Source organism: Phormidium sp. CCY1219 (assembly GCF_035615515.1).
In the GTDB taxonomy this organism is placed as follows: Bacteria; Cyanobacteriota; Cyanobacteriia; order Cyanobacteriales; family Laspinemataceae; genus CCY1219.
In genome coordinates this window covers 1-10,677 of sequence record NZ_JAJENT010000914.1, presented here as the reverse complement: position 1 = coordinate 10,677, position 10,677 = coordinate 1, and the positions used below count along the sequence as shown (strand labels likewise).

The following is a 10,677-nucleotide window of genomic DNA, read 5'->3' as shown; positions in this document are numbered from 1 at the left end:
GAGCCTGGGAACGAGTTGGACGAGTTGGTGGTATAATATCGTCTCTGGTGAATCTTTTGCCCTTTCCGAGGCGGAGCTTCGGAAAGAGCGTTCCCAGGCTGGAGCCTGGGAACGAGTGGGGTTAGGTCGATGTGATGTAGGGTGGGAATTGCCCACGGATTGAGGAAAAGAGTATAAGGTGGGCAATGCGCCCACCCCACAGGGAGTTTTCAACTGCTCGGATCCGGAATTGTGATATCAATAGCGGTTACATTCGTTTCCGGGGCGAGACTGGTTAACGGCGGTTCGATCGCGGTAGAATTGCCCACCACCAGCGTCACCAACTGCTCGGGAGCTAAATAGTTCTGCGCCACTCGCTGCACGTCTTCGATGGTGGTTTCTTCAACGCCGCGCTGATATTGGAAGATAAAATCTTCCGGATATCCATAATACTCATATCGCATCAAGCGCGACAGGGTTTGGCTGGGGTCGGCGAAATTAAAAATAAAAGAATTCAACGCCGATTCTTTGGCATATTCTAACTCTTCTTCCGTAATCGGTTCGGTGCGGATGCGTTCGATTTCCTCCAACATTGCGGCAATAAATGGAACCGTGGCATCCGATCGCGTCGATCCGCCGGCAATAAACATTCCCGGATAATCGTAACGCGGACTCCAGACACCATACACGGAATACGCCAATCCTTGACGCGATCGAATCTGATTGAATAACCGTCCGCCAAATCCATTCAGCACCCCATTGAGTACCGATATTGCCGGATAATCGGGATTTTTCAATTCTCCCCCCAGATGCCCGAGTTGAATATTGCTCTGAGTAAGCTGGGGCTGATTCACGAGAAAAATACCGCTTTTTTTTGCTTGCGTCACCGGGGGCAAATTGCTTGTGGGTCGGTCTAATTTCGGATCCGGTTTCCAGTCGCCGAATTTCGCTTCAATCAGCGATCGCATTTCCTCGGTATCGAAATCGCCCACAATTCCCAAAATCGTATTGTTCGGAGCAAAATACTTCTGGTAAAACCCCACCACATCGGGGCGAGAAATATTCTCCAAAGTTCGATATTCCACCGTGCGGGCATAGGGACTCTTTTCCCCATAAATCAACTTGCGAAATTCGCGCATTGCCACATCGCTGGGATTATCATTGCGCCGCGCGATCGCACCGGCTTGTTGCGTCTTCGCCAACTCGATTTTTTCTTCTGCAAAAACCGGATAGCGAATCACCTCGGCAAATAATCCAAACACCTGCGGTAAATTTTCACTCAAGGTATTGAAGTTTGCCGATCCGGAGGTAGTATCGATGCTGGTTTCCACCGATGCCGCTTTTTGTTCCAAAATTTGATTCAACTCATCTGGGGAATGAAACTTAGTGCCACCGGTTCGCATCACTTCCCCGACGATTTGTGCCAGTCCCACTTCGCTGTCCGGTTCGAAGCGATCGCCGGTGCGAAACAACGCCCGACCACTGACCAGGGGCAATTCCCGGTCTTCCATTAAATACACCACCAGACCGTTATCCAGTTGATAGCGGGTATAGTCGGGTAGCTTAACTTCCGGTGCGGGAGGAAACTCTAATTCCGTATAATGTTTAGCCGGTTGTGCCGTCACCGGAAACAAGGCGAACAAGACGAGCGCCAAGGGGACGAGAAGCAGCCAGACGAGATATTTGCGGCTTTTATTCTTGCGTTTGGTGATTGCATTGGACATTAGTTAGTTTCCTCCTGTGGCAACAGCAGTCCCACGGTGCGGTTTTCGGGACGGAAGGTTTCGCGCGATACTCGCAGCACATCCTCGGGGGTAACGGCGGCAAATTGTTCTAATTTGGCAAACAGATTGCGCCACGACCCAGTTTTCACTTGATATTCCACCAATAAACTGGCCATCCCCTGATTGGAATCGAGCGATCGCAGCAATTGCGCTCTCGCTTGGGTTTTCACCCGCTCTAACTCCTGGAGCGATACCGGTTCTTCGGTGAGGCGCTCGATTTGTTCGTGCAATGCGTTCGCCACTTCCTCCACCGTGTGACCCGGTGCGGTGAGGGCATAGAACAACATCAAGTTGGGATATTTATCCCCGGGGAACCCGCTAAACCCCTGCGCCGAAAGCGCTACCTGCTGTTCTTCCACGAGAGACTGATACAGGCGCGAGGTGCGACCATCGCTGAGAATGCTGGCGATGATTTCATACACCGGGCGATCGGGATGGTCGATACCTGGGGCGTGGTATCCTTCCAGATACCAGGGTTGAGAGGGGAAGCGCACCGTCGCCTGACGCGGTTCGGTTTGGGGTGGCTCCACGGCGGTGACTTCCGGGGGGGCGGGTTGGGCTTTGTAGCGCCCGAAGTAAATTTCCGCCAGTCCCTGCACTTCGTCGGGATCCACATCTCCCACCACGGCGATGGTTAAGTTGCTCGGCACGTAATAGGTCTCGAAAAATTCCCGCACGTCCTGACGGGTCATGTTTTTCAGGTCTTCGGGGTATCCAATCACCGGGCGGCGATAGGGATGCACCTGAAAGGCGTTGTCTAAAAACACCTCGATGGTTTTGCCAATTGGGGAGTTATCGGTCCGCATTCTTCGTTCTTCGAGAATGACTTGTTTTTCTTTATAAAATTCCCGAAAGACTGGTTCGAGGAAGCGCTCGGATTCGAGAGACATCCACAGTTCGAGCTTATTGGCGGGAAAGCTATAAAAATAGCGGGTGGCATCGGCAGAAGTGGTGGCATTGAGTCCCACTCCGCCGGCTTGTTCCACGATTTGACCCAGTTCGTTTTGCACCACCAAGGCGGAGGCGGCGGTTTCGAGTTTGTCGAATTCCAGGCGTAGTTTTTCCACTTCGGCGGTTTTGCCGGCGGCGCGCGCTGTCTCGATTTTCGCATTTACGCGATCGAGTTGGTCGAGGAGTTCTTTTTCGGCTTGATAGTCTCGGGTGCCAATCCGGGGGGTACCTTTAAAGGCGAGGTGTTCCAGGAAATGGGCGACGCCGGTTTTGCCTTCTGGTTCGTTGGCCCCGCCCACGTCGGCGTAGGTTAAAAAGGAGACGACGGGGGCTTCATGTCGTTCTAAGACGATAAATTTGAGGCCATTGTCTAGGGTGAATTCGGTGACTTTCTCGATGACGCGATCGAGGTAGGGTTGGATGGATTCGGCGGCGGTGGTTTGCGATCGCTCTCGCGCTATGGCGGCGGAACCGGGAATCCCGGTCCACAGCAGGGCGACGATGACTAGGGCGACAATCAGGGGGCGGGCGCGAAATCCCTGCCTCCGGGGGCGGCGATCGCGGCTTTGGTTAGGATAAAAGAAGCATCGCCTCGGGTTTGGTGGGAAAACTCTGCCCCACAGGCGGGCGATGGGGAAAAATCCAGGTATTTTTTTGAGTCTACTCATAAACGGATTGCGGCGTTTTTACGTCCTCTCTAGCATCAATGGTTCCTTTTACCCACGAGGGGAAAGTTAACAATCTGTGAAAGTTTCGGCAATTCACTCGGGTTGCGTTAGACAATAAAACCAACGCAAGAATATTTTTTGCCCTCTACTCATTATCTACTCGAAGATGAAACTATTTACTCCCCAACCACAACCGACGGATAGCGATACGCGCACCCGAATTTTACAGGCGGCGCAGCGCTTGTTTGCCCACCAAGGCTACAACAGCACCACCACTCGGGATCTGGCTCAAGCTGCTGGTGTGGCTGAGGGTACCCTCTTTCGTCATTTTGGCAATAAAAAAACTATTTTGGTGGAGTTGGCTACGGAAGGATGGGTCGAAATCCTCACGGATCTGCTCACGGAACTCAGCGAAATGGGCAGCTACAAGGCGGTGGCCCAGGTGATGCGACGGCGAATGCTCAATCTACACAAGAATGGGGATTTGCTGCGGGTGTGTTTCCTGGAGGCTCAGTTTCACCCGGAATTGCGCGATCGCATCCAAGAAGAAGTGATTGCCAAAATGACGGATGTGGCTGAGGCTTTTTTTGAAACGGCAATGGAAAAAGGCATTTATCGTCCCATGAATCCCCGCTTGGTGGCTCATGTGTTTTTAGGCATGTTTGCTGTGGCTGGATTTAGCGAAAAAACCATGTTTAGTGAGGATTCCTCCCCAGAAGCGCTCAAGCAAATGGCTGAAGGCTTGGCGGATATTTTTCTCAATGGGGTTTTAGCTAAACCGGAGTAGTTTTTTGGCTTCTGTCTGGGTTCTCCTTTGGCGTTTAACGGTGGCAATTGGACAGCACTTTCGCTTGCTGAATCCATTGGGTGACGCGATCTATCGAGGGACACAAATCTCTTCTGTGCATGGTGCTGACTTGCACCCGCTTCAGTTGTTGGTGCAGTCGGTGGATCGGTACTCCCGCAAGTTGGTTGACGGAGGCAATCCCGGCGTGCAGCAACAGTCCGCAGTATTGGCAACCGACGCTGGGCACGCAGGCAAGCTGTGCCATCGCCACCCATTTGCGAATATGTTGGATGTGAATCTTTAATTGGTTGGCAAGGGCGAGTTTTTGTTCTTCGCTGCTTGCTTTTCGGATTAGTTGCCGGGTGGTGGTAATGCCACAGGCAACGAGTCGATCGCGGTATTCTCCACTCAATCCGGGCAGGTTTTCTAATGGCCAGTTAGAGGGTTTTATCGGGCTGTTTTTCGCCCCGGTATGGTTTTTCATCCCCACATTTTGGTAAGATTTTGCTAACGGATTAAATTTTAATTATAAACCCGGTGTACATGGGTGGGTCAATTTCTCTCGGGCGGTTGTGCGATCGCCCCGCTCAAATCATAAAATAACATCGATTCATCATGCAAACTCAAACTTCGACGGCTTCTCTGGACGCTGTATTGCGCGATCGGCGGGAAAAATTGGCGCGCGCGATCGATTTTCCGGCGATTTTATGGTCGGGAAGTCCCTCGTCGCGCAATTTTCCGGCGAATGTTTTCCGGTTTCGCCCTAGCAGTCATTTTCTCTATTTTGCCTGGGTGCCGGTGGAAAATGCGGCGATTCGCTTGGCGGAGGGGAAGCTGGAATTGTTTATGGATGACCCCTCGCCGGCAAGTACCCTCTGGCATGGGGTGACGCCAAAACGGGAGGAAATTGCTCTGGCGATCGGGGCGGATGCGGCGTTTCCCCTGTGGGAGTTAGCTTCCCGGGCGCGGGGGGCGGCTACGATCGCCGTGCAGGATGGCAAGACTCTGGCGGCACAGTCTCGGGTGCTCGATCGCCCGGTGTCTCCCGCTCCCGATGCCGCAAATCCGGATGAAGCCTTGGACCTGCAACTGGCAAAGGCGATCGCTCAGTTGCGCCTCACCCACGATGAACCGGCGCTCAAGGAGTTGCGCCAAGCTGCCGCCTGTACGGTGCAAGTCCATTTAATCGGCATGAAGTCCACCCGGGAGGCGAAAACTGAGGCGATGGTGCGCGGGGCGATGGAAGGCGCTATCCTGTCTCAGAATTTTTCGGTTGCCTACAACAGTATCGTTACGGTTCATGGGGAGGTGCTGCATAACGAACGCTATCATCATCGGTTACACCCTGGCGATTTGTTACTGGCCGATGTGGGCGCGGAAACGGCAACTGGCTGGGCGTCGGATGTGACGCGCACTTGGCCGGTGTCGGGTCAGTTTTCTCCGACGCAGCGGGATATTTACGATGTGGTGCTGGCGGCCCATGATGCCTGCATCGAACAGGTCGGTCCGGATGTGGAATATCTCGAGGTGCATCTGCACGCAGCGCGCATCCTGGCGGAAGGTTTGGTGGATTTGGGGATTTTGCAGGGGAATCCGGAGGATTTGGTGGCAATGGACGCTCATGCGTTATTTTTCCCCCACGGGGTGGGCCATTTGCTCGGCTTGGATGTCCACGATATGGAGGATTTGGGGGATGTGGCCGGCTATGCAGCGGGCCGCCAACGCAGCGATCGCTTCGGGTTGTGTTACCTGCGGCTTCACCGTCGGTTGCAACCGGGGATGTTGGTGACTATCGAACCGGGTTTTTACCAGGTGCCGGCTATTTTGCAAGACCCCCAACGGCGATCGCACTACGATGCGGTGGTTAACTGGGATAAGTTAGCTCACTTCTCTGACGTGCGCGGTATCCGCATCGAAGATGATGTGTTGGTGACGCCAAATGGTCGGGAAGTCTTCACCGCCGACATTCCCACTCAAGCTGACACTATCGAGCAAATCGTGCAAAGCGGATCTTAGGCGAGAAAACTGGGCGGAGGGTGGAGATTCCCCACCCTCCGATTCTGCTGTTTCCGTTTCTCAAGGGAGAGCGTTTTGCATCGGTCCACCAGAACCCCCCTGTGGCTGACGACGCCTAGCCTCCCTCTAAATTTCCTGGTTGTCTATGTTATCTCCCTTCTCCATCTCTCCCGTTTCTTTCTCCCTTGGTTACGCCGTGGCTTGCTGTGGCGTTAACTCGCAATTCCCCGAAAGCGGGGCGATCGTATCGAATTGCATGGCATTTATTAAATATAAACAATTAGATTGCAGACCGCTCTTCACTGCTTCCCCGATGGTGATCGCATTTTTTGTCTTCATCGTCTTTGCACTCTTCTTTCACGACGGTTACCGCTTCCGCTTTGGCGCTTACCTCCTCGGAGAAGATTGACGGTTCCCACGATTGAGAAACGCCGGCCAAGCAGATTGCTACCTGGATGGACATGCAGAAGAACCTCCCATGAAGGGCAGAATTGATTCGTCGTGTATGTTTTGCCATTTTGCACTCCTGAAATCACTACACTGAGAAATAAAGGAAAACTATTAGGTATGCTAAATCGCACCAATGTTGGCCGCAATCTTTCCCTGGTTTGATTTACAATTGCATCATCTTGTGCTACTAAATCTCCTCAATAAATTTTACAAATTTTTGCAAACTTTCGTGAATCAATGTTGCATTTCCCCGAACTGAAATGTGGTAAAAACCCGTGAGGGGTAAGACCAATCAGGGTAAATGGCATTGCCCATGCATTTCTCCTCGTTGTTAAGCCGATATGAGTTTCCTCGGTTTCGCGCTGCTTCGGTGGGGGTCTAGCTGGCTGCCAGTTTCCCGGGTAACTGTTAGAAAACAATTTCGCGCGCGGATCGCCACCAAGACAATTGCGAAATTTGGCACACCTTAAGTCATGCAATTCTCCGTCACAGTTGCTTCAAGGTTTCAGGATGGTCTTGTCAATTTTAGCCTACCACAGCTTAGGAAATTCGCATCATTTTTTTCACTGCAGTTTTCGCCCTTTTCCAATCTGCTAAAATAAATCAGGTATAATATCACAAGTTTGGCGATTTTTAATTAAATGAAAATTAAAATCCACTGGCTAAAAAGCCGCCATCTACGGCGATGCATTGTCCGGTAATATAAGAGGCGGCAGGCATGGAGAGAAAGGCCACTAAGCCGGCCACCTCTTCGGGGTTGCCCACGCGCTGCATTGGCGTTTTGTCGATGACGGTGGCGAAATACTCGGGATTGTCGAGCACCGGGGCGGTGAGGGGAGTGCGAATGTACCAGGGGGCGACGGCATTTACGCGAATGTTGTCCCCGGCCCACTCTACGGCGAGCGATCGCGTCAGTTGTACTAACCCCGCTTTGGTTATCGCATAGGGCGCACCGGTGGGTATGGCCACTAACCCCGCCACTGAGGCAATGTTCACAATGCTGGCGATCGCGGCTCGCTTGAGGAAAGGATAGCACAGGCGGCACAGTTCAAAGGCAGAGGTGAGATTGGTCTGCACGATCGCTTGGTACTCTTCTGGGGTATAGTCCAGGGTTTTTTTGCGAATGTTCGTGCCTACGTTATTGACCAAGATATCTAAATGGCCAAACCGTTCGCCGATGCGATCGCAGATGCGGTGGCGATCGTCCGCGCTGCAGGCATCCCCCGCAATGCCTTCCACCTGCCATCCCCGCGCCTTCCAGCTTTCCACTCGTCGGTCTATCTGTTCCGCATTCCGGGCCACAATGGCCACTTCTGCACCCAGACAGAGCAGTTCGTTCGCCACTGCTAAGCCAATCCCTTGGGTAGCACCGATGACTAAGGCTTTTTTTTCCTTCAAATTCCAGCGATCGTTCATGGTTTCCATATTTCCGCAAAACTCCTCGTTATTTTACATCCTCCCGTTGCAACCTCTCAATTTTACTCCTCATCTGCTATCTATCCACCTCCCCCATTTGGCCCTACTTTACTCCGCCAAATCAACTCGTTCCCAGGCGATCGCCTGGGCAACCCTCCCCGAGTATCCGCCTCCACACAATTCAATTTACAAGTTCCCAAATCGAGCAAACAAACGCTAATTCAAACCGAACAAAACCCAGATTTTTTATGTCCACAACCGCCCGTGTAATTAAAAAAAGTTGCTAAATGGCTGTTAAAAATAGACAATTACATGTTAATATAAAACCAAATCAAAAAACATTGGGAGACATCAGGGTGGATACCCCAAATGCCAATTACAACCAACCGTGGAAAGAAGCAATAGAAGACTATCTGCAAGCCTTCCTCAACTTCTTTTTCCCCCTGGTTCACTCGCTCATAGACTGGACCAGATAATACCAATCCCTCGACAAAGAACTGCAACAAATTAGCCCTAGCGGGAGCGCCGGAGAGCGCGAAGGAGACAAACTATTCCAAGTTTGGCAACGCAACGGACAAGAAGCTTACCTGTTTATTCATATCGAAATTCAGAGTCAAGAAGATGCCGAATTTACCGAACGAATGTATATCTACCATTACCGCTCCTTTGACATTCACAAAAAGGTGATTAGCCTCGCCATCTTAGGAGACGATCGCCCCTCCTGGCGTCCCAACTCCTACAGGTACGAACTCGGTGGCTGTTCCATGCACTTTCAATTTCCCACCGCCAAACTCCTAGACTACGAAAATCAGTGGTCAATCCTGCAAGAAAGCCCCAATCCCTTCGCTTTCTTAGTCATGGCCCACTTAAAAACCAAAGCCACCACCAGCAACGCCGAGGAACGAGAACGTTGGAAATGGGAATTAGTGCAAAACCTCTACGAGCGAGGCTATACTGAAAACGACATCATCAAGTTATTTCGCCTACTTGACTGGATGATGACCCTACCCGAATCACTCCAACAAAGTTTTGATACCAAACTCCAAGCCTATCAGGAGGAACGACAAATGCCAATTCTCAGCAATATCGAACGCCGCGCAATGGAAGCCGGTCGCCAAGAAGGTCGCCAAGAAGGAATGCTACAAACTGCTCGCGAGGCGGTCCTAGAAGTGTTGACCGTGCGGTTTAACTCGGTACCCTCGGAACTGAGGGCGCGGGTGAATCAAATCACCGATATTCCTACCCTCAAACAACTGCTGCAACAAGCAATTTCGATTGCATCTATCGCGGAATTCGAGCAACTCCTCGATGCCAATTCTACAGCAGATTAACCCCGGAACAATTGTTTTCAATTCGCCCGCGTAGGAGAGGGTCTGTTCGTATTGAGGGAATCAACGCGGGCGATTGAAATCGCACCTTTGCAGGTTCTAGGGTAAGCCATGCGCGACAGGGCTATCGTGCGCCTAGGGGCACTAATCCTTTTGGCGATTATTTCTCCGGACATTATATATTGCCCTTGACATTTCTAAAACTTTGTGGTAATAAAAGTCAGGGTATATTGCAGATTGACAATTGCATAAATACTCCACAGGGGCAAACTGGGGGATTGAAATTGCCGGGGGGCTATGCACGGGAGGCGACAGTAAATTGCAGATTGACAATTGTAGTATAGGGGGCGGGGTGCGGGTTAACACTCCCCCGCGCCACCCAGCGGATACAGCATGGCCCCCTCCCTACCGCACGTCGTCATCTTTCAATCAGTTCCTGGAATAGCGCGATTTTCAATCAGTGCCCGGAACCTTGTATCCTGGCGAATCCCATCAAAATCGGTATAGGTTTTCGCCAATTCGCGATATTTCGGGTTGAAATCAATCGCCTGCCGCAAATGGTCTAAGGCTAACTCTACCTTGCCTTGCAACGCATAAAGACAAGCGAGATTATAGTAAGCATTCGCATACGTCGGGTCGAGTTTCAGGGCTTGGTGAAAATTCGCCTGCGCCTCCGGATAGGAACCTAAGGTGCGCAAAGCATAAGCGCGATTGGCCCAGAGATAGGGGGCATCGGGTTGCAATTCTAGAGCGCGATCGTAAGTGGAAAGTGCGGCTTCTGCGTCCCCAGCGCGCCGCTGTGCGATCGCCAACCCATTCCACAATTCCGGGTTGTCTGGTTGCAGTTGTACCCCGTTTTGAAAGCAGCGGGCTGCCTCCTCATAGCATTCTCCTGCCCACAACAGCGCTTTGCCCCCCTGTTGCCAAATCCTGGGGGCAGCATCGGGACGGAGGTTGACCGCTTTCTGCCAACAGGCAAACGCCTCTTCCCCCCGTCCCTGCTGCGCCCAGGATAAGCCTCGATAAAACAAACTCGCGGGATTGTCCGCCCCTGGAGAGCGGCGGGGGAGTGGCAGTAAGGAGGAATCTATTTCCCACCGCAAAAAATGCACCACCCCCAACCCATCGCCGGCTACCATTGTCACCCCATCCGGGGCCACCGCACAACCCATAAAGAGAGAGTCGCCGCTAAAGGTCACCACCGGCTCCCCGGTGAGTAAATCCCACACTTTCACGGTGTTATCCCTTGAACCGGACAGGGCGTATTGGCCATCCGGGGAGAGGGCCACGGCGGTTAC

The 10,677-nt window shown here is 52.2% G+C and carries 9 protein-coding genes; 3 read left to right on the top strand and 6 right to left on the bottom strand.

Annotated elements, in window-relative coordinates:
- Positions 1-209: 209 nt before the first annotated feature.
- A complete protein-coding gene (locus LKK83_RS29975; protein ID WP_324635131.1) occupies positions 210-1,703 on the bottom strand; it encodes a M16 family metallopeptidase in 1,494 nt (497 codons plus the stop codon).
- Complete coding sequence (locus LKK83_RS29970) at positions 1,703-3,382, bottom strand: M16 family metallopeptidase (RefSeq protein WP_324635130.1); 1,680 nt, start codon at positions 3,380-3,382, stop codon at positions 1,703-1,705. Before LKK83_RS29970 ends, LKK83_RS29975 begins: the two co-directional genes overlap by 1 nt.
- A 166-nt stretch (positions 3,383-3,548) precedes the next feature.
- Here LKK83_RS29970 and LKK83_RS29965 point away from each other — a divergent pair, with 166 nt between their 5' ends.
- The gene (locus tag LKK83_RS29965) at positions 3,549-4,169 is read left to right on the top strand and encodes a TetR/AcrR family transcriptional regulator (RefSeq protein ID WP_324635129.1); all 621 of its coding nucleotides are present in this window, start codon (positions 3,549-3,551) and stop codon (positions 4,167-4,169) included.
- A 34-nt stretch (positions 4,170-4,203) separates the two neighbouring features.
- On the opposite strand, the gene LKK83_RS29960 is transcribed toward LKK83_RS29965, so the two are convergent.
- The gene (locus LKK83_RS29960) at positions 4,204-4,653 is read right to left on the bottom strand and encodes a DUF4332 domain-containing protein (RefSeq protein ID WP_324635128.1); all 450 of its coding nucleotides are present in this window, start codon (positions 4,651-4,653) and stop codon (positions 4,204-4,206) included.
- Between the two features lie 131 nt (positions 4,654-4,784).
- On the opposite strand from LKK83_RS29960, the gene LKK83_RS29955 reads away from it, so the two are divergent.
- Positions 4,785-6,185: an aminopeptidase P family protein gene (locus LKK83_RS29955; RefSeq protein ID WP_324635127.1), complete on the top strand. Its 1,401-nt coding sequence runs from the start codon at positions 4,785-4,787 to the stop codon at positions 6,183-6,185.
- Positions 6,186-6,465: 280 nt separating this feature from the next.
- On the opposite strand, the gene LKK83_RS29950 is transcribed toward LKK83_RS29955, so the two are convergent.
- On the bottom strand, positions 6,466-6,702 hold the full coding sequence (locus tag LKK83_RS29950) for a hypothetical protein (RefSeq protein WP_324635126.1): 237 nt from the start codon (positions 6,700-6,702) through the stop codon (positions 6,466-6,468).
- Positions 6,703-7,283: 581 nt separating this feature from the next.
- A complete protein-coding gene (locus tag LKK83_RS29945) occupies positions 7,284-8,060 on the bottom strand; it encodes an SDR family oxidoreductase (RefSeq protein WP_324635125.1) in 777 nt (258 codons plus the stop codon).
- Positions 8,061-8,692: 632 nt separating this feature from the next.
- Here LKK83_RS29945 and LKK83_RS29940 point away from each other — a divergent pair.
- Positions 8,693-9,382, top strand: coding sequence for a transposase (locus tag LKK83_RS29940; RefSeq protein ID WP_324635124.1), 690 nt, complete (start codon positions 8,693-8,695; stop codon positions 9,380-9,382).
- 422 nt (positions 9,383-9,804) lie between these two features.
- Here the strand turns inward: LKK83_RS29940 and LKK83_RS29935 are convergent.
- A partial coding sequence (locus LKK83_RS29935) for a WD40 repeat domain-containing protein (protein ID WP_324635123.1) occupies positions 9,805-10,677 on the bottom strand: 873 nt, incomplete at its 5' end.

Coding starts and splice junctions, on each gene's coding strand:
- LKK83_RS29950 (WP_324635126.1), bottom strand. CDS start 6,702: ATGGCAAAACATACACGACGAATCAATTCTGCCCTTCATGGGAGGTTC.
- LKK83_RS29940 (WP_324635124.1), top strand. CDS start 8,693: ATGTATATCTACCATTACCGCTCCTTTGACATTCACAAAAAGGTGATT.
- LKK83_RS29965 (WP_324635129.1), top strand. CDS start 3,549: ATGAAACTATTTACTCCCCAACCACAACCGACGGATAGCGATACGCGC.
- LKK83_RS29960 (WP_324635128.1), bottom strand. CDS start 4,653: ATGAAAAACCATACCGGGGCGAAAAACAGCCCGATAAAACCCTCTAAC.
- LKK83_RS29970 (WP_324635130.1), bottom strand. CDS start 3,382: ATGAGTAGACTCAAAAAAATACCTGGATTTTTCCCCATCGCCCGCCTG.
- LKK83_RS29975 (WP_324635131.1), bottom strand. CDS start 1,703: ATGTCCAATGCAATCACCAAACGCAAGAATAAAAGCCGCAAATATCTC.
- LKK83_RS29945 (WP_324635125.1), bottom strand. CDS start 8,060: ATGGAAACCATGAACGATCGCTGGAATTTGAAGGAAAAAAAAGCCTTA.
- LKK83_RS29955 (WP_324635127.1), top strand. CDS start 4,785: ATGCAAACTCAAACTTCGACGGCTTCTCTGGACGCTGTATTGCGCGAT.